General features: G+C 36.9%; 21 protein-coding genes and 1 riboswitch. Of the genes, 7 read left to right on the top strand and 14 right to left on the bottom strand.

The genetic code is table 11. The features are described from left to right. Positions 1–60: 60 nt before the first annotated feature. The gene (gene accC, locus D8M04_RS12730; protein WP_121523558.1) at positions 61–1,404 is read left to right on the top strand and encodes an acetyl-CoA carboxylase biotin carboxylase subunit; all 1,344 of its coding nucleotides are present in this window, start codon (positions 61–63) and stop codon (positions 1,402–1,404) included. A 662-nt stretch (positions 1,405–2,066) separates the two neighbouring features. Here the strand turns inward: accC and D8M04_RS12735 are convergent. Next, positions 2,067–2,330, bottom strand: a complete 264-nt coding sequence (locus D8M04_RS12735; RefSeq protein ID WP_281277127.1) for an SDR family oxidoreductase — start codon at positions 2,328–2,330, stop codon at positions 2,067–2,069. Here D8M04_RS12735 and D8M04_RS20450 point away from each other — a divergent pair. Together D8M04_RS20450 and D8M04_RS20580 are read left to right on the top strand one after the other, a co-directional pair. Continuing rightward, positions 2,315–2,740 (top strand): SDR family NAD(P)-dependent oxidoreductase, encoded by a 426-nt coding sequence (locus tag D8M04_RS20450; RefSeq protein WP_281277128.1) that lies wholly within the window; start codon positions 2,315–2,317, stop codon positions 2,738–2,740. The genes D8M04_RS12735 and D8M04_RS20450 overlap by 16 nt on opposite strands. Beyond that, on the top strand, positions 2,737–2,916 hold the full coding sequence (locus D8M04_RS20580; protein ID WP_121523562.1) for an SDR family oxidoreductase: 180 nt from the start codon (positions 2,737–2,739) through the stop codon (positions 2,914–2,916). The genes D8M04_RS20450 and D8M04_RS20580 overlap by 4 nt, the downstream gene beginning before the upstream one ends. 106 nt (positions 2,917–3,022) lie before the next feature. On the opposite strand, the gene D8M04_RS12750 is transcribed toward D8M04_RS20580, so the two are convergent. The 3 genes from D8M04_RS12750 to D8M04_RS12760 all read right to left on the bottom strand — a co-directional run bounded on the left by D8M04_RS12750 (position 3,023) and on the right by D8M04_RS12760 (position 5,375). Beyond that, on the bottom strand, positions 3,023–4,000 hold the full coding sequence (locus D8M04_RS12750; RefSeq protein ID WP_121523564.1) for an NAD(P)H-quinone oxidoreductase: 978 nt from the start codon (positions 3,998–4,000) through the stop codon (positions 3,023–3,025). Positions 4,001–4,058: 58 nt separating this feature from the next. Further along, positions 4,059–4,820, bottom strand: a complete 762-nt coding sequence (locus tag D8M04_RS12755; protein WP_121523566.1) for a 3-hydroxybutyrate dehydrogenase — start codon at positions 4,818–4,820, stop codon at positions 4,059–4,061. 111 nt (positions 4,821–4,931) lie between these two features. Next, positions 4,932–5,375, bottom strand: coding sequence for a lipocalin-like domain-containing protein (locus D8M04_RS12760; RefSeq protein ID WP_121523568.1), 444 nt, complete (start codon positions 5,373–5,375; stop codon positions 4,932–4,934). Positions 5,376–5,521: 146 nt separating this feature from the next. On the opposite strand from D8M04_RS12760, the gene D8M04_RS12765 reads away from it, so the two are divergent. Beyond that, entirely contained in the window at positions 5,522–6,409 is an 888-nt protein-coding gene (locus D8M04_RS12765; protein ID WP_222928589.1) for a LysR family transcriptional regulator, read from the top strand. Between the two features lie 159 nt (positions 6,410–6,568). On the opposite strand, the gene D8M04_RS12770 is transcribed toward D8M04_RS12765, so the two are convergent. The 3 genes from D8M04_RS12770 to D8M04_RS12780 form a co-directional block, all read right to left on the bottom strand. Then, positions 6,569–7,555 carry an acrylyl-CoA reductase family protein gene (locus tag D8M04_RS12770; protein ID WP_121523572.1) on the bottom strand — a complete coding sequence of 329 codons (987 nt, stop codon included), beginning with the start codon at positions 7,553–7,555 and terminating at the stop codon, positions 6,569–6,571. A 33-nt stretch (positions 7,556–7,588) separates the two neighbouring features. Next, the gene (locus D8M04_RS12775) at positions 7,589–8,233 is read right to left on the bottom strand and encodes a peroxiredoxin-like family protein (RefSeq protein WP_121523574.1); all 645 of its coding nucleotides are present in this window, start codon (positions 8,231–8,233) and stop codon (positions 7,589–7,591) included. A 337-nt stretch (positions 8,234–8,570) separates the two neighbouring features. Further along, a complete protein-coding gene (locus tag D8M04_RS12780) occupies positions 8,571–9,422 on the bottom strand; it encodes a LysR family transcriptional regulator (RefSeq protein ID WP_246001237.1) in 852 nt (283 codons plus the stop codon). Positions 9,423–9,583: 161 nt separating this feature from the next. Between D8M04_RS12780 and D8M04_RS12785 the strand changes: the two genes are divergently transcribed. Both D8M04_RS12785 and D8M04_RS12790 read left to right on the top strand, forming a co-directional pair. Beyond that, positions 9,584–10,876, top strand: a complete 1,293-nt coding sequence (locus D8M04_RS12785) for an aconitase X (protein WP_121523578.1) — start codon at positions 9,584–9,586, stop codon at positions 10,874–10,876. 16 nt (positions 10,877–10,892) lie between these two features. Further along, complete coding sequence (locus D8M04_RS12790) at positions 10,893–11,354, top strand: aconitase X swivel domain-containing protein (protein ID WP_121523580.1); 462 nt, start codon at positions 10,893–10,895, stop codon at positions 11,352–11,354. Positions 11,355–11,476: 122 nt separating this feature from the next. On the opposite strand, the gene D8M04_RS12795 is transcribed toward D8M04_RS12790, so the two are convergent. The 5 genes from D8M04_RS12795 to D8M04_RS12815 form a co-directional block, all read right to left on the bottom strand. Next, positions 11,477–11,818 (bottom strand): hypothetical protein, encoded by a 342-nt coding sequence (locus D8M04_RS12795; RefSeq protein ID WP_121523582.1) that lies wholly within the window; start codon positions 11,816–11,818, stop codon positions 11,477–11,479. Positions 11,819–13,241: 1,423 nt separating this feature from the next. Further along, complete coding sequence (locus D8M04_RS19930) at positions 13,242–13,517, bottom strand: hypothetical protein (protein ID WP_147436808.1); 276 nt, start codon at positions 13,515–13,517, stop codon at positions 13,242–13,244. Between the two features lie 265 nt (positions 13,518–13,782). Beyond that, positions 13,783–14,496 carry a MerR family transcriptional regulator gene (locus D8M04_RS12805; RefSeq protein ID WP_121523586.1) on the bottom strand — a complete coding sequence of 238 codons (714 nt, stop codon included), beginning with the start codon at positions 14,494–14,496 and terminating at the stop codon, positions 13,783–13,785. A gap of 21 nt (positions 14,497–14,517) precedes the next feature. Continuing rightward, entirely contained in the window at positions 14,518–14,838 is a 321-nt protein-coding gene (locus D8M04_RS12810) for a DUF4870 domain-containing protein (protein ID WP_121523588.1), read from the bottom strand. A gap of 342 nt (positions 14,839–15,180) precedes the next feature. Continuing rightward, entirely contained in the window at positions 15,181–16,440 is a 1,260-nt protein-coding gene (locus tag D8M04_RS12815) for a cation:dicarboxylate symporter family transporter (protein WP_121523590.1), read from the bottom strand. A 211-nt stretch (positions 16,441–16,651) separates the two neighbouring features. Then, positions 16,652–16,804, bottom strand: a riboswitch (cyclic di-AMP (ydaO/yuaA leader). Positions 16,805–17,087: 283 nt separating this feature from the next. Between D8M04_RS12815 and yiaA the strand changes: the two genes are divergently transcribed. Further along, entirely contained in the window at positions 17,088–17,558 is a 471-nt protein-coding gene (yiaA, locus tag D8M04_RS12820) for an inner membrane protein YiaA (protein WP_121523592.1), read from the top strand. Positions 17,559–17,641: 83 nt separating this feature from the next. On the opposite strand, the gene D8M04_RS12825 is transcribed toward yiaA, so the two are convergent. Next, the gene (locus tag D8M04_RS12825) at positions 17,642–18,292 is read right to left on the bottom strand and encodes a YdeI/OmpD-associated family protein (RefSeq protein WP_121523594.1); all 651 of its coding nucleotides are present in this window, start codon (positions 18,290–18,292) and stop codon (positions 17,642–17,644) included. A 357-nt stretch (positions 18,293–18,649) separates the two neighbouring features. Further along, complete coding sequence (locus tag D8M04_RS12830) at positions 18,650–19,060, bottom strand: DUF1259 domain-containing protein (protein WP_121523596.1); 411 nt, start codon at positions 19,058–19,060, stop codon at positions 18,650–18,652. Between the last annotated feature and the right edge of the window lie 235 nt (positions 19,061–19,295).

Below are 19,295 nucleotides of genomic sequence, written 5' to 3' on the forward strand. Positions count from 1 at the left end.
CCACCACTAATGGATCTTTAACCTTTCAAACAAAGAGGAAATGGGGAGGAAGAATTCAAAATGAGTATTTCAAAAATTTTTATTATTAATCGTGGCGAAATTGCAGTCCGAATTATTCGCACATGTAAGGTGATGGGAATTGAAACGATTCTTGCTGTATCTGAAGCAGATCAAAATAGTTTAGGAGCCAAATTGGCGGATCGAACAGTTGTCATCGGCCCAGCAAATGCTGCGAAGAGTTATTTGAACATTCCAATCATTATCACAACTGCCTTAGCAGTTGGAGCGGATGCGATTCATCCAGGATACGGATTTTTATCGGAAGTACCGGAATTAGCTGAAGCTTGTACTGAAAATAATCTTGTATATGTAGGACCCAAGCCAGATCATATTTTGAAAATGGGGAACAAATTAGTCGCCCGCGCCATTGCTCAAGAAAGTGATGTCCCAGTTCTTCCAGGTTCAGAAAAAGTGTCTTCTTATGAAGAAGTGATTCAGATGATTGATAAAATAGGATTGCCGGTCATGTTGAAAGCATCAGCCGGAGGCGGCGGCCGTGGAATGAAGATTATCACCGACAATGAACAGGTGAAAACTGTTTTTGAATCTGCATCAGCAGAAGCGAAGGCTGCTTTCGGAGACGGGACCATGTATGTCGAAAAATATATTGCCAATGCACGGCACATTGAAGTACAAGTCCTTGGAGATCAGTATGGGAATGTAATTCATTTAGGTGAACGGGATTGTTCGACACAGCGCCGTCATCAAAAACTCGTTGAAGAGGCCATGGCGCCGATGATTTCCGAAGAGCTGCGCCAGGATATTCGCAATGCAGCTGTAAAGCTTGCTGAAAATATTTCCTATGAAAGTGCTGGCACGGTTGAGTTTATCGTCGACCAGGATGAAGAAAAATTCTATTTCCTTGAAATGAATACTAGAATTCAAGTGGAACACCCGGTAACAGAAACCATTACAGGGATCGATTTAATTCAGGAACAAATTCATGTAGCTAACGGTGCAAAACTGCGATTTACTCAATCCGACATTCGATTTATCGGTCATTCGATCGAGTGCCGAATTAATGCGGAAGCACCGGAGGAGGGGTTCCGGCCAACTCCAGGCTTAATTACCAAATGGGAAATCCCTCAGGGGCCAGGAATAAGGGTAGATACTCATTGTTATCAAGGATATACGGTCCCTGTCTTTTATGATTCGATGATTGCAAAGGTCATTGTTCATGGAGAATCACGCGAACATGCCATTCGGCGAATGTTAACCGCTTTAGATGAATTTATGATTGAAGGAATCCATACAACAATCCCATTTTTAAAACAAGTTTTGCAGGATGAAGATTTTTCAAACGGACATGTAAGCACCCGTTTATTGGAAAAAATTATGGCTTAAATCGGTAAATCCAAGATAGGTCATTTTTTTAAAAATCTTTAGTGCAAATAAAATGAAAAAAACAGCAAAATAATTTTAAGGGTGCCAGTAGTAACAGGCACCCTTTTAGATTAGAGCTAGAGCTATTATAAATTTAGTAATATCAAATGTATCGAGCTGTAAAGACAATAATACAGGTATATGTAAATATGTAAATACGTAAATACAGTTAATTGTAAAAATGTAAGAAAGTATAACGGAGAAGTTATGATCTACAAAGTTTATAAGCCCGTACAACAGAATTTTAAAGAACTTCCTATTTAACTTAGTAAGATAGAAATATAGTAAACAAGCAATATAGAAAGTATCTTACATTCTTACGGACTTAAATATGAATTTCCTTACAAATAATCTTAAATATAAGTGTGGGAGAGATAAATATAAGTTCCATAAAAGTAAAAATAGGTTCAAAAAATTTTAAACGATAAATTTGAGCGAAAAACGAAATCAGATAAAAAGTGATGCCCAAAGAAAGCCCATTTCCTAAACTGTTCGTAATTTTTTCGCCGTTCTCTTACACATTCTTTGGGTTTCTTAAAGTTGAACACAGAAACCCCGAATAATGGAATTTTTATATATTATCCATTATTCGAGGTACATTTCAATATTGAATTTCTAATCAGTTATGCGGAAGTAGAAGATTGGCCACCATCAATTCGATAATAAGAACCAGAAATGAAGGAGGCTTTATCAGAAGATAAGAACACCATTAAATCTGCAATCTCTTCTGGAGTAGAATAGTGACCCATCGGAATAGAAGCTTCAATTGCTTTTTTAGCAGCAGCTGCATCTTCTGGGTTTGTATTCGATTCGATACGTTTCATCATATCTGTATCAACAGCTGTCGGAACAACTGCATTTAATCGAAGAAATGGGTGGAGAGGCAATTTTCGTTAAAACGAATGTGGCTTCATCAGAAGATGTCCAAGCATTCGTAAATCAAACAGTGGAAAAGTACGGCAGAATAGACCATGCATTCAATAATGCGGGGGTGTTAAGCCAACAAAATAAGTTTGCGGATATTCCAGAAGAAGATTTTGATAAAGTCATTGCTGTAGACGTAAAAGGCGTATTCCTCTGTATGAAGTATGAACTGCAGCATATGCTTAAAAACGGCGGAGGCACCATTGTAAATACAGCATCTATTGCAGGGCTTATTGCGGATCCTGTAATGGGACCATATGTAACTGCAAAACACGCGGTTGTCGGTATGTCTAAATCTGCAGGATTTGACCATGCCAGAGATGGAATCTGTGTCAATACGGTAGCACCAGGTTTAACTGAAACACCTAATTGACACAGGTATGGAAAGACGTTCCTGAAAAATGGGCTGAAGTGATCGCAAACGTCCCAATGGGTATTGCAGCTAAACCAGAAGACATTGCATCTATGGTACTCTATTTATCCTCTGATGAAGCTCGTTTCTGTAATATGCAAGTATTTACAGTTGATGGCGGACAAACTTCACATTAAAACTGTGAGTGTAAAAGCATTGTAAGATGATACGTATAACTAAAACGAAGACTGAACCAGAAGTTTTATGGAAACTTTTGGTTCAGCCTTTCAATATGAATAGCTGTTAATTCATCTTCAATATGATCTTTCCGATATTTTTGTTGTTCTCCATATGTTCATGCGCTTGTTGAACTTGATCAAGAGGGAAGACATGATCAACAATTGGTTTAAGCTTGTTATCAGTAAAGAGCTCCAGGGTCTTAGAATAGAATTCTTTTGTGAGTGCTGATTTATATTCATCACTTCTTGGAGTCAGTAAGGTTCCGGTCAGTTGAATTCGTTTTCCGATGACATCCATTAAATTGAACCCTTCTATTTCCGCACCACCTAAAACTCCGATCAACACCCAACGCCCGTCTACTTTTATACTGGTAAGGTTTTTATTCCAGTAGGAAGCTCCAATAAAATCAAGAATCAAATCGACTCCTTGATCATTGGTTGCCTTCAATACTTCCTCGTCAAAGATTTGTTCTTTATAATTGATACCAATATCTGCACCTAGAGACCTGCAAAAGTCTAATTTTTCTTTGGAACCGGCTGTCGTGATGACATTCGCTTGTCCAATTTGTTTGGCAAGCTGAATCGCCGCTGTTCCGACCCCACTGCCACCCGCATGAATCAACACGGTTTCATCAGGACGTAATTGACCGATCCAAAATAACGTTTGATAAGCAGTCAAAAACACTTCAGGAATAGCAGCAGCTTCTTCAAATGATAGATTTTCTGGAATCTTCATTGCCCACTCATCCGGCATGACAGCGTATTCTGCATAACCGCCACCATGCACAAGTCCCATCACTCGTGTACCGACCGCTGTTTTTGCACCTGCTCCCGCTTCTGCAACAACTCCAGCAACTTCGACACCGAGAATTGGGTTTTTCATGTAACTAGATCCATTTTGTCTAGTAACGATATCTGTTCGGTTAACAGCTGCTGCCTCTACTTTAATTAATAATTCCCCGTCCTTGGTTGTTGGTTTTTCATGCTCAACAACTTGTAATTGTTCTGCTCCGCCTGGTTGTTTAACTGTGATTGCTTTCATATTTATTCCTCCTGCCCCATTGAAAATCTCTTTTTGATATCCTACCGTGCATCAATTATTACATACCGCCTGTGACGCCGACGCTTTCCCCGGTAATTGCGGCTGCCCCATCTGAGGCTAAGAATACAGCAGTAGCCCCAATTTCAGAAGGCTCAAGTAGACGTTTCATCCATTGTTTCCCAAGGATATGATGGTTTAACGCCTCCTCTACGGTTGTACCATCTTGTTCAGCCAGATTAGGTAATTGCTTTTCTACTAATTCCGTACGCACAGGTCCTGGCATGATGGCATTCACAGTGATTCCATCTTGCGCTGTCTCTAACGCCGCTGTTTGTGTAAAACCGACAACACCGAATTTCGCAGCTACATACGCAGATTTGTAAGCATCCGGGATTCTGCCGTGAGCAGATGAAATATTAATGATACGGCCTTTTTGTTGTTGTTTCATCTGAGGCAATGCATGTTTGGTTACTAGAAACGTTCCAGTCAAAATGACATCCAATAATAGATTCCATTTTTCTAATGGAAAGTCTTCCACAGGAGAGATGAACTGAAGCCCGGCATTATTCACGACAACATCCAATGAACCCCGTTCATCGATAAGTTCATTGATTGCGCCTTTCACTTGCTCTTCATCTGCAACATTCACGGAATAGCCTTTAGCATTACCTAATTCCTTCGATGCTTTTTCTGCAGCGTCCAGATTCAAATCAAAAATTGCAACAAAATCACCATTTTCAACAAAGGATTTTGCAATTGCGTATCCAATTCCCTGGGCTGCACCTGTTACGATAACTGTCCGCTCTTTTTGTGTAGTCATCCTGTCTCCTCCAATTCATTGTCGGTTGTTAAGCCAAAACATATATCGTTTTTCTATTCCCTAGGCTAAAGAAAAGATTCCATTTGCCTCATAACAACCGTCTTAATTTATTTATTTTGTCCGTTTCCATACTAATGTTGTTTGTTGTTCTTTTCCATCAACAATAATTGGCGGGCTGCTGATTTCAATCGTATCATCCTCTTTTAACTTCACATAGCGAGGTTGTGTATCGCCTAGCCAGGTCGGATTCATGCTGACAGACATATGGTGTGTCACAATTTGCTTTTCTTCATCTACCTCGTATGGTCCGCAGTATGCCAGGTAACCCTCAGCAGCTGCTGCCATTTCTTCTTGCGTTCCAGTATGAAGAGATCCAGATGCATATGCTGGTCTACCTTGCTGCATCATCTGTGCGGACATATAGCCGTCAGGATGATACATAATAAATCCAGAGCAATCCTCCCCCATTGGATAAGTTTTGTTCCCTTGATCGTCTGTCACATGGTAGGAAACTAGACTCCACGTTCCTACTAATGCTTCTTTTTTAAAATCCATTCTTCTATCTCCCATTCTTAACTACATGTATTAGTTGTTATTGTTATCTAAAACTCCACCTTTCATTATAAATGAGTTATGCTTATATTAAAAAATAGATATATTTTATAACATTTATTTATTAAATCTATAAATGAGGTGTCATGATGGAATTACGTCAAATTCAATATTTCTCAGAAATCGTAAAACATGGGAGTTTCTCAAAAGCTGCTGAATCATTATTTATATCACAACCCACGATTAGTAATGTGGTCAAAGAACTGGAAAAGGAGCTTGGTACAAAATTATTGATCCGTACGACACGCAAATTTGAACTAACGGATGCTGGCCGTTTACTATTTCAACTCAGTCAGAGACTCTCCACTACATTGATTCATTTTGAAGAGGAATTGGATGATATTAAAAATGGGCTGAAAGGTGAAATCAAAATGGGGATCTTCACATCGGTAGGGACTGAAATTCTGACCCGGATTACCGCAGAATTTTATCATTGCTATCCGGAAATATATATTACATTTATCGAGGACAGTGCAGAAAATTTAAAGAACGCACTGCTACAGGGAGACCTTGATTTATGTCTGATGAATCTTCCTGCTAATGAAGAATTTGAATCGTTCCCATTTTTAAAAGGCGACCTTAGACTTTTAGTCCACCAAGACAATGCGCTTGCAAGCAGGGAGAAGGTGAAATGGGCGGATTTAAAGGATGAAAAATTCATCATGCTGCGGGAAGGTTTCACCGTAAACGACATGATTATGTGGGAAACCAATCGTTTAGGCTTTACTCCCGAAATTATAAGTGAGACTTCCCAATGGAAATTTATCTTAGAACTCGTTTCATATAATTTAGGTATTGCCATCTTACCTCAAAGTTCCCTGATCAAAATTATGGTTAAAGAAAAAGGGATACATGTTCTACCACTTGTCGAACCTGAGGTACATTGGGAAATTGGTATTGCCTGGTCAAAAAACAGCTATGTTTCCCTTGCCACCCAAAAATGGATCGAATTTCTGCAAGAGAAACTTCAAGTCTGAGGAATGAACATTCAGTGGAGAGGAAAGGCCGACTAACGACGCGAGCGTCTATAGCAGTACTAACACGTACCGCCATTCGCAAGTTCATCGCAAAATTGCAAGTCAAGTAATTCAAGTTGCAATCTTATGCGCCGGCCCCCCCTTGAATGTAGTTTCCCTTTATAGTTTAACAAGTGTTCTGCCACGTACTTTTCCTTCTAAAATATCAGTTAATACTTCCGGCAGTTCTTTTAATGAGATTTCATTTACCATATCTGCATGTAACATTGTTGATTTCAAATCATCTCCTAGGCGATTCCAAACTTTTAGACGCTGTTTCATTGGACATTCGACCGAGTCAATACCGAGCCAATTGACACCTCTTGAAATATAAGGAAGAACGGTTGTAGAAACTTCTACCCCACCTGTTAAACCACATGTAGCTACAGATCCGCCATATTTCAATGTACTTAATATGTACTGGAGAGTTTTCCCGCCTACAGGGTCGATAGCACCAGCCCATTTTTCTTCACGCATTGGCGTTTGGTCGGTATCTATGATTTCATTACGTTTAATAATCTGTTTGGCCCCTAATCCTTTCAAATATGCTTCCTCATTAGATTTGCCTGTACTGGCTACAACATCATAGCCTCTTTTAGCTAAGATATTTACGGAAATACTACCGACTCCACCTGTAGCACCGGCTACCAAAACAGGTCCCTGACCAGGTTCCAATTCATTATCTTCAAGTCTTTGAACGGCTAATGCTGCGGTAAACCCGGCTGTTCCAAGAATCATGGCTTCTTTTAGAGATAATCCTTTAGGTAGAGGAACAACCCACTCTGCAGGTACACGAGCAATCTCGCTAAATCCGCCAAAATGTCCTGTTCCTAATTGATAGCTTGTCACAATTACTTCATCACCTGTTTTAAATTGTTCATCTTTTGACTCTATAACCGTTCCAGCTAGATCTATCCCTGGTACTAAAGGGTAGGTCTCTACAAACTGATTTTGAATGGCGACTAACCCGTCCTTGAAATTCACACTAGAATAAGCAACTCGAATGGTCACTTCCCCTTGTGGCAGATCATCCATACTTAATTGTTTTATTTCTAATTTTGTTTGATCATTCACTTGATCCAATACCATTGCTTGAAAAGTATTCATCTTTTTAATCCTATCCTTTCCTGGTGCGTTGTATTAGATGTTTTTTACAATTTCAATTACTACAGACGGCTCTACACGTTTTGTGTAGTCCGAATCTACTTCTGCAAATACAACCTTACCTGATTGATCGATTACAAATGTAGCTGGTTTCGGGAGTTTCCAAGCGTCATTTCCATTATGGCCTTCAACGTCTAATCCCAAGTCCTTATATACTTCAATTAAATAATCCGGCATTTTAAATACCAAATTAAATTGTTCAGCAACTTTATTGCCTTCATCACTGAGAACAATGAATTCAAGCTCATTTTTTTCCTTAGTGGACAAGGATGCATCTGGTATCTCTGGACTGATGGCTATTAACGTTGCACCAGCGTTTTTGATGGTATCCAATTCTCTTTGATAAGCTTTTAATTCAAGATTGCAGAAAGGACACCAGCCACCTCGATAAAATGTCAAGATTACAGGGCCTTTCGAAAGCTCTTCAGTAATGGACACCGTATTTCCTGTTGCGTCCGGAAGCTTAAAATCCGGTACTTGATCTCCTTCTTTCAGTCCCTGTGCTACTCCGGATTCTTCCAATTCTTTGGTTGCTTGCGCCATTAATTTCTGCTTTTCCTCCGGAGCCTTTTGCTTAAATGCTTCTTTATAAGCTTTAATTTCTTCCAGTAATGTCGTCATTTTTGTCCTTACCTCCTATGTTCATATCAATTTAACCTTAACAAGTAATTCTTCTTTTTTCATCCCCTGCGATTCCTTCCGCGATAGAACTATATACAACCATTAACAAATTGAAATAAGGAGACCGACATTTAGTCGGTCTCCTTATTTAACTACCGCGGCCGTCTGGAACATGAACCGATTTTCATTAAATACTTATTCGCTACCTGCCCCTATAGTACAATAACTTCTATGTAAAATAGCGTTAACCCTTCTGAATTAACGCACCCTATAGTTGAATAAGGACTCAACTCGTTATCAAAACTCTCAAGGAGGTGTCACAAAATTCTATGACAAGTTATTTATTTCTATAATACGTCCGGACAAACTCCTTAAACTCCTCTACGTTTTGTGAAAGAAATTTTTCTTTAGCCCATGATAATCCGACAGTAAATTTAGCCTTTGGATCGGAAATTTTTACATAGCTCAATCCATATTTCTCGCATAAGGTAATCGGAATTAACCCTACACATTTGTGGAGCTGAAACATTTCAATTAGTAAGTCATAGTCCACTTCAAAAAGGAATTTTGGATTGAAGCCTGCAGTTTCATACAGCTGATTTACAGTGTTCTTGTACTCATCATATCCTGCTAATGATATGAAAAATTCCGTAGATACTTCCTTTAGGTCGATAACTTTTCTGCTGGCAAGATGATGATGTTCAGGAATAACTAATACAATATCTTCTTCCATTAGGATACAGCTTTCTATCGCTTCATCTTTAATTGGTGGCCCCGCAATACCTAAATCAATTTCTCCTTTTTTTAGTTGGATACTAATAGATTCCCTTGTTCCAAGAGATTGCTGTATTGAAGCATCAGGATGTAGATTGAAATATTCCATCAACATGCCTGAAAGGAAACGGGGGTTAGAAATCGAAATGATGATTTTTTCATGCGCAATATCTTCCCTATTCTGTATCTCTCTTTTAGCATTTTCAATTTCAGCAAAAATTGTATCTACGTGTCTAAGTAGAATCCTTCCTGATTCGTTCAGTTGAATATTTCTCCCTTTACGATCAAATAATCGAGTTCCCATTTCGTCTTCCAATCGCTTAATCATCAGACTTAATGAGGGTTGCGCTATATTTAATTTTTTGGCTGCTTTAGAAATGTGTTCCATATATGCTACTGTCTGAAAATATTTCAATTGGAGTAGTTCCATCTTATTTGATTCACACCTTATATTTATTTAAACCTATATATTTATAGTTAATTATATATTAGATTGTATAAATTGTCAGGAGTACAATTGAATTCAGGAAGTCCTTTTTTTATAAAGTATTTACTAATATAGAGGGGAAGATAAGTATGAATAATTACAAGATGCAACTAACGCAAGAAGAAAAAGATATTCTTGATGGCAAACAAGGAGAAGCCATGCAAAAGGTTCTTAAATCCATTGTTCTTTTTGGAGAAGCATTTGGAGCAAAGCGTTTAGTTCCAATCGATGGTCCTATTCACGTTGTTACTTCCTTCGGTATGACAGGCTTTGACGCGGTATTCAACATGATGGATGAATTAATTGGTGCGGGTTTAAAAACAAAAGAACCTTTCACTGTTGACCCAAGACCGGTTGACTTTGAAAATATTGAAACTACAGAAGCCTCGAAAAAAGTTTCTTTAGATTTATATCAACACCAAGAACAATATGAAGAACAGTTGCAAAAATTAGGGTTGAAAGATAAAGATGCTTTCTCTTGCGCTGCTTATATGAAAGAAGTCGGAAATGTTCCTGAAAGAGGACAAGTTCTTTCTTGGGCAGAGTCTTCAGCCGTTGTATTTGCAAACTCGGTTATTGGTGCAAAATCAAATCGTAATTCAGGAATAATCGAATTACTATGCGGTATTTTAGGAAAAACTCCTGAGTTCGGTTTTTTAACAGAAGAAGGAAGAAAAGCTAAATGGTTAGTCGAAGTAAAAACGTCAAAAACTCCAAATCCGATGCTTCTTGGAAGTGCTATTGGCATGAAGGTAGTTGAAGATACTCCTTATATTACTGGTCTTGATAAATTATTAGGTAACGAGCTTAATAACACAATGAAAGACTTTTTGAAGGATATGGGTGCTGCCACTGCTTCCAATGGCGCTGTTGGACTCTACCACATTGAAAACGTGACTCCTGAAGCGGTTGATCAAGGAAGAGATCTATTAGTAGAAGGATATCAAACATATGTAATTGATGATGAAGAACTAAATAAAGTAATGGCTTCTTATCCAGTATTATGGGATGACATGAGCGCTGAACCTGCTTTTTGCTTTATCGGATGCCCTCACCTTTCATTAAATCAAATCTATACTTGGAACGACAATATCGACCTAACTTTGAAGAAAGCTGGTAAAGAGAAAGTATCCATTAGAACTATTTTAAGTGCAGCACCAGATGTCATTTCCAAATTCAAAGAAGACGAAAAAGCGTATGAAACGCTTATTAACAACGGGGTTAGCCTTTCATTTACTTGTCCGGTAATGTATATGAACAACCCAGAAAACTCCAAAAACCCGATCATTACGAATTCAAATAAGATGAGAACTTATTCAACAGCACGTTTCTTCTTGGATCAAGAAGTCTTGAATATCATCGTGAACGGTAAAAATTATTAAGGAGGAAGAAGAGAACATGAAAACTTTTACAGGAAGAGTAGTACTTGGAGGTAATTTAACAGGGGAGACTGTGGTAACTCGCCAAGGATTTAATACATTAGCAACGTTTTTTAGAGGATTAACGACTGGAAGTTCAATATGTAACGACCAAAACAACCCAGATTTATATAAGAAAGAAATAGGCGAAAAAATCGTTTGCTTACCTAAAACAATCGGTTCTACTACAGGAGGCATGATTCTCCAATGTGCAGCAGATGTTGGTATCGCCCCTGCAGCAATGCTTTACGCAGATCATATTGACTCTATTTCAGCTGCAGGAATCATCCTTGCAGAAGTATGGAACGGCAAAAAAATTGTAGCCATCGACCAGCTCGGTGACGAATTTTTGGAAGCAGTTCAAGAAGGTCAACAAATTGAAATTAAAGATGACGGGACAGTAATAGTTCTGGGATTTGAAGTGGAAGGACAAGCTCAATAAAATGCCTTTGCAAATCGTTTAGCTGATTTAGCTGAAAGCATAAGTTACAAAATCAAGCCTATTTTCTCAGAAGCTGTAGAGAAAATAGGCTCTTTTGTGTTTCTTAAATTCAAAAAGTATTTTTAGAGATAGAATTTAAATTTTATATAAAGATGAGGAGAAACATCTCCCAAATTTATGTCTATTACTTGTTCTCTTCTTATAGAGTAAAGTAAATTATACTGTTCTTCCTCTGTAAGTTCCTCCAACTCTTTCTCAGAATTAGGAATGGTATTAAAAGGAAAAACAAACCACTTTTTTGTATCAATGTTTATCCATAATAAATCAGGTTCATGAGTTGAATAGTGCACAAAGTAAAGAAATGTTGTTGGAGAACTTAAACCAAATTTAATCCCATCGAATTGGCTTCCAATAAACATTTGTCGGAGTGCATTCACAGCAAATTGTCTATCTTCCAATTTCATAAAAACTACCTCTCTTAGAAGAAATTTTATATATATTTTAACGTTAATAGTAGTATCCTTATTGAACTAAACTGCCCCTTTAGTTTAAGTGTAATTCATCACAAACTCTCTCTTTGTATCAATATATTTAAGATAATCGGATTCTTTTTTCTATGTAGAAATATTAAGATAACAAAAAAGCAGGTTAGTTATGCTCTATTCTAGGTCTTCTTTAAAGAATTATTTAAATATGTATTACTGTAAAACTGTATTAGAGTATATACAGTTTATTTGTCTTCTTTATCTAAATACTCATTGAGCGCTTTTCCACTACAGCCAACATTATCGTATCATTAAAAGCTGCAATAATACGAAGCCTTTTACGAGTTTCTATGATGTAGACATTCCTGGTCTTTTTTAGCCAATCCCGGATGACTGCATTCAAGGTATATTCGAATCAGCCTTCGATTATTAAAAGAGAAAATCGAGTCAGAGCATATAGCACAATCAAGGAATGTATTTCTTGATACAACATGGTAGACTATCAAAAAGAAACTAGTAGCAATAATATCGGGAATGATGAGATTGAGGATTTGTCCACGAACATTTTTATATGTGGAGATAAAATAGGTGGTCTCCTCTCCCCTACCTTGAAAAAAGAATCGCTTTAAGCTCGAGCGATTCTTTTTTATAAAAACACAGGTTTCTGTATACCTGTATCTACATTTATGTGTATTGACCTGTAAAAACGTAAATACAGGAATCTGTATAAATGTAAATACAGTTTATCGTAAAAATGTATAACGAAAAAGTTAAGATTTTTAAGGTATATAAACCGTTCAAACTGAATTTTTAAGAACTTCCTATTTTACATAGTAAGAAAGTAAGATAGAAATACAGTAAATAAGAAATATAGAAAGCATCTTACTTTCCTACAATCTTACGGATATAAACTAGATTTTTAGGCAAATATATTGTGTTTCTAAGTCGTATTAGTTTTATAAGTCCAAACGAATGTTCATTATAAAAGAGAACCCCTTACCTAATTCTCATTAAATTAGACAAATGGATGACTTTCTACTAAACTACCGGTTAAAAGTAGTTATTATGATAATGGATACATTATTTCGCAAACGAATATAGATTAATTCTCTTCTTTATCGAGATAGTCATAAAGTGCATTTTCGACTATATCCAACCTCGTCGTATCATTGATAGCAGCAAAAATACGAAGTCTTTTTCCTATCCCATAAAATCTTAGGGAGGAATCTATTTGCTAATCCTCCCATTATGACAAAAGTATTGGTGTAGTGGTTCATCCAGTGTAACGACGATACTTTACAACAATTATGAGTATTATATAAATAACAATGTTTTCTTTTGTTATTTATATTATTAATAATCTCGTCAAAAATGGTCATGGTACGAAATAGAAGTGTTTTTATTATTCCGTTCCCTTGGCATATTTCAACGTCTTTCCAACCGTATAGGCAATATGAGCATTGCCAGGGATTTCATCATACACCAGCCATGGCAGGCCACCGCCTTCAGGATCAATAACCTCAACCATCCATATTCCAGTTCGATCGCGAGAGGCGAATTTGAGTCGATTTTCGTCCCCATATGCGATGCGATAATTTCCCCTATACTTTGCAACAGAAGGATTAACTGCGTAAACGGTGGTTGCTACCATCTCGTTATGCGGTTCAGGTAAACTCAAATCGAAAACAGATGCCTTCAACTGATTGTTGGTAAAGTCCGCATAAGCTACACACCATTCGACTTCTGAAGTAATGGAAGTTTGCCTTACTACTCTGAATTGACCATTTTCTAGTAGCGTAGGATTGCTGACTTCGCCTTTTATGGGGTCGAGAATCCTGATCACCCTTACTCTTGTTTGCGGGGGAACAGTATCCCGTTTGAAAGATTTCTTGTAACAAATTCAATTCCCTCCAGTTGTAAGAGTGGATTGTAAAATTCGTAAACTAATTTCCGTTCATTTTACTAGCAAATTCATATGCTTTCTTTAAATATTCTTTTTCTTCTTCCGTAAATGGATTGTATAACTCAAAATCATTTACACTTGATGGTCTAACCGTTTCTATTTGAAGTGATAAGGTATCTGATAAGGTGACATGAATTTTTTTCATTAAGTCTTGAGTTTCCGGTGAATGATATGGGATTTTTTTGTTGACTAATTGCTTTAGCTCTAAAAACAAATTAAAATACGTCTTATTCATCTCTATGCGTTCTTCTGGATTGATTAGCTCAAATTTATTAGCATCATAATGCTGTTCTTCCCAAATCATAGAGTACAAGATAAAACAAAAGATGCTTACATCTATCTCTTTATTCCCGTTAATAACAGCGTTCATCATATTTAACTTTTCAACGGTTTTTTGTATCTCTTCTATTTCCTCTATACATTTTTGCTTTTTATAATAGATTGTTTCTTTTAGGTATTCTATATCAGTGTTTTTATTTTTTAATATATCGTCAATTTCTTTTAAAGACAGTCCTAAAAACTTTAATGATTGAATTTGTTTGAGCTTATCTAAATCCTTATAACTGTATAGGCGAGTCCCATTCTCATCGTATTTACATGGTTTCAGCAACGAGATTTTGTCATAATATCGTAAAGTCCTCAAAGTAACGTTTGCGCTTTTAGCTAGCTGACCAATAGTTAAACTGCCTTCCATCTTTCATTCCCCCAGACTCATTTATTTCCTGATATAAGGAATCGAAATAAAATACGTATGTGATTGATTCCGAGCTATTCTAATCATTGCACTTACTATAAAAATCAATTCCACAACTAAGACAACATATATTATTTTAGTGTACCAAGAAGGTAAAAAGTAGCTTATAAAGAAAAATGGAAATATAGTGAGATGAAAATTCAAAGCTTTCCTGCTCGACTCTCGATAAAATGGATTTTTTTTATATAATAAAAACATGATGAGGGGTGGAAAAAAACCTAAAATTAGCGAGATGCCAAGCATGAGCTGAACGATAAATATTTCTCTTCTTGATTGATTCATACATTCCTCTTTCCTTTCTTTTTATCTCATTATAAGGGGTTAACCCGAGGTCAGGGGCAAGGGAAATTTTAATTTTTAATTTTTATTTACAAAAGGAATTATTTTGTGATGAAGGAATTTTTCTAATGATGGATGAAAATAGAGCACAGATTATAATTGTAAAAGGCAAAGACTTTTCTATCGAAAGAAATAAATTAAAAATGAATGAATTGGCACAGTACCCTCCTGCGCTTACGGGGAATCAAGGATTCTTTATAAGTTGCTCATTCCTTTGATAATACAAAAACACTCACTAATATGGATGAACCAATATTAGTGAGTGTTTTCTTAAGTATAAAAGGATTATGAAGCTTGCTCCATCTCTTCTTCAACCGGAGGGTTAAATTGACCTTCCCATTTAGCGATAACAATCGCTGCTATGGAGTTACCTACTACGTTAACTGCAGTCCGTCCCATATCAAGAATACGGTCGATACCTGCTATAAATGCTAACCCTGCAGCTGGTAAACCAATCGTACTAAATGTAGCTAATAGAACGACAAAGGATACTCCAGGTACTCCGGCCATCCCTTTTGATGTGACCATCAAGACTAACATCAGTGTAATTTGTTCCACAATAGTTAGTTCGATGCCATACATTTGAGCAACAAATAATGCTGCAATTGCTTGGTATAACACTGATCCGTCCAGATTAAAGGAGTAACCGGTTGGAATAACAAACGTTGCGATGTGTTTCGGACTTCCAGCTTGCTCCATTTTATCCATAATTCTTGGAAGTACGGTTTCTGAACTTGAAGTGGAGAATGCTAAAAGTAATTCTTCTTTTATCATTTTTATTAACTTAAAAATACTAAATCCAACGATTTTGGCCATCAGCCCTAATATGACAATAACAAAGAAGATCATTGTCCCATATACCGTAAGTGCTAACTTACCTAAAGGAATAAGGGATGTGAAACCATATTTGGAAATCGTTACACCAATTAATGCAAAGACACCAATTGGAGCATATTTCATAAAAAGATTCGTAACATAGAACATGGCATGTGCCATACCTTCGAAGAATCGCAGTACTGGTTTTCCTTTCTCCCCAATCGCTGCAATTCCTATACCAAATACGACAGCAAAGAAGATAATTGCTAGCATATCCCCTTCCACCATAGCTTGAATTGGATTGGTAGGAACAATATGAAGGAGTGTATCAGCGATAGATTTTCCTTCTTGTTCTTCCGATGTGTCTACATAGTTAGAAATATCACTTTGCTCCAGCTCGTCCATATTTAGACCAGCACCAGGCTGAAATATATTGGCAGAAATAAGGCCGACAGCGATCGCTATCAAAGTCATACCGATAAAATAAGTTAATGATTTTGCTCCCAGCTTACCAACAGATTTAATATCACCGACACCTGCAATAGCTACAATGATACTGGATAGTACAATTGGAACAACAATCAATTTAATTAATCGAATAAAAAGATCCCCAAATGGTTGTAAGATACTTTGTGCTGTTTCACTTCCATAAAAAATACCACCGACAATAATACCTAAAATAAGACCGATAAAAATTTGACTAGCTAAACTTAATCTGAATTTCCTCATAGTTTACCCTACCTTCTTGATGATTTTAAAAAACAGTGCATAGGCAAGGAGAACAAGATGACTAGAATATATAATTGAATTCAAGAATATTAGAAAAACTAACAATCGCTCGTTCCTTAGCGACTATAAGTTTTTCTTATTATTTCTCACGTAAAAAAAGACACGGGCAGTGTCGTTTGACTGTATTCTCTCATATTTTCCTAGACTCATTTTGTTTCCTCTTGAACGCTGACGAGGTTAGCTTTCGGGTTAGGACTCAGGGGAAACTAGAAGCCCATCTTTTTAGAAGATTCACCCGTGCGGAATTTCCGCTATTATATTGGGTCCCCCGCTCTTAAAGAACAAGATTAAGCGAAGTAATATAGCATTACTTAATAAGTATTTTACTCTATAAGAAATATTCTTGTAAATAGTTTTCTATTTCCAAATGCATTATCTTTGCATCACGCCCTAGATTACTAGTAATAAATATTATTACTTTCATGGTTTGTGTTTCGCTTCATGATCCTTGATGTTGAGTTTTTTCTAAAAATAAGAAAAAAGTAAAAAATTATCTAATATTTACAAAAAGTTTCTATATAATGGATATAGAATAGGCACAACATATTCAGGCGGTGCCTCAAAATTAAAAGGAGGAGAAACAGTCCATGCCTAGTGAAAATGAGGTTCTATTAGATAAAGAGAACCAAATCGACCCAGAAAGAAAGACGGAAAGAAAAGAAGGTGAGCCGACTTCTGCTTTTAAAGGGGCTTCATGGGCAGCCCTCTTAATAGGGATTGCAGCCTATCTCATCGGTTTATTTAATGCTGCGATGCAATTAAACGAAAAAGGGTATTATTTTGCTGTTTTAGTATTTGGGCTATATGCAGCAGTCTCCCTGCAAAAAGCAGTAAGAGACAAAGAGGAAGGAGTTCCAGTTACTAGTATTTATTATGGCATTAGTTGGTTAGCACTTATCATATCTATTTCATTAATGGGAATTGGACTATACAATGCAGGAAGTATCGTTTTAAGTGAAAAGGGTTTTTACGGAATGGCGTTTGTTCTCAGCTTATTTGCTGCAATCACCGTTCAGAAAAATATAAGAGATACGCAGAGAGCGAGAGAAAGAGATTAAGAAAACCTTGGGGGCTTCCCAAGGTTTCCTTATTCGAGAAAATACTTTTTAATTTTGTTTCGCAATCGATCACATGAAGCACTCTATTTCTTTTTCTGACGATATAAATCAAGGCTTTTATAGCCTTGTGACAAAATATCTATCATTTGTGCCTGTCTTTTTTCTCTTGTTTTTGGTTGCTTTGCAGAAAATACGTAACGGGCCCAGCCTTTTTGATACCCTGATGTTAATTCTTTATAAAATTGGAGCTCATTTGGATAGTCTATAAGCAAGCTTTCAATATCTGCTACCCGATCCTCATAATCAGCTACACGCTGACTCGCCGGCGAGGACTTTTGAGGCTTCCTTTTTTCCCGCTTTAAGCCAACTACTGTGAAGACGTCATCCATACTCACCATGCGGGAAAACTTCAAACTGCTCTCTCCCACATAGCCATCTTCACCGACTTTCATGGCTGGAAAGATTTCATCTCGATGAACAAAAGTGCTGTACCGCTTATTCCCTTTTTTAGGATAGGCAAAAAATAGGTAGCCTTTTTCAAGTAAGTGGTCTCCTTGAATGATTCTTTCCGTATGGCTGACCATGTCATTAACCGTTTCTACAAAGATAAATATCGCATCGTGAGCTCCTGACAACGCCGTTCCGTAATCAGTAAATATATGATAATCACTCGGCTGATGAAGAACAGCCATGTTTTCATATTTTTTCAGATTTAATTTGTCAATTATAGTCATAACATCCCCCTCTATTCGCACATTTTCAAATATTACCATCCTAATTTTATCCTAAAACCATATCTTGTAGTCAATAGAATGTGGAAAGTGAGTTAAAAATATATTTTTATAGAGATGGTAATGTCCCTTCTAAATCGCTAAATCGACCTGCTTATTCACAAAATAGATATTCAGTCCTTTATATGTATTGTTAGAAAAAGTATAAGGGAAGTAGTTGGAAATTCAAAGAATAGATTGAGGTGGCTATACTCTTGCCATTTTTTTACATGCTTTACTTCCCCAAAGAAGTGATCGAATTATGCACTTGCCTGGACAATAAAAAAGGCCTTCATCATTTAGAAAGGCCTTATCTGTTCTTTAGAAGAATCTGAGCCCTACTTCTCTTGCTGCATCAATACTTCTTCTAGCAAACTCAAACGGACTCAATCCAACATTTTCCCAATGCATGTACATTAACCTTGGTTGTTCAAACAGCCAATGGTTATGAAATGCTGTTACGATAAGTCCTCTTTTACGTAAAGCATCAAGCATTGGATTAACTTCTTTTTGAAGGAGTACCGATTCACCTAAGTTTAGTCCATTATTTTCAAAGGACAACATAAATGGAAGTGCTAATGGAGATAAAGTGCGACGACCTAAAATGGTTGCATGGATATCTCTAAGACGCATAACTACGCAAGGATTCGATTGAATAACTTCACCACCGATAATATCTGCAAGTCTTTGACAATTTGAACGAGGCTCTCTTTCAAATTCTCTTCCGCTCACTTAAACCACCTCCTTTTCACTAGATAGTGTATTCGGAGATGATAGACAAGTGTAGACGAGTTACCGATGGCAGAACCCCTTTTATCTGTCTTTTCGGTACAAATCATACGATAGAACAAAGGCGCTGGAGCTGGACGTGGATTTTTTTATCATAAGAATTATCCACAGGTCATTCATTTTTATCATTTCTTAGACTATAAAAAAGTCGATATTTATCGACTTTTAACTGGCCTTA

It is taken from the genome of Oceanobacillus piezotolerans (genome assembly GCF_003665065.1).
Lineage (GTDB): Bacteria > Bacillota > Bacilli > Bacillales > Amphibacillaceae > Oceanobacillus > Oceanobacillus piezotolerans.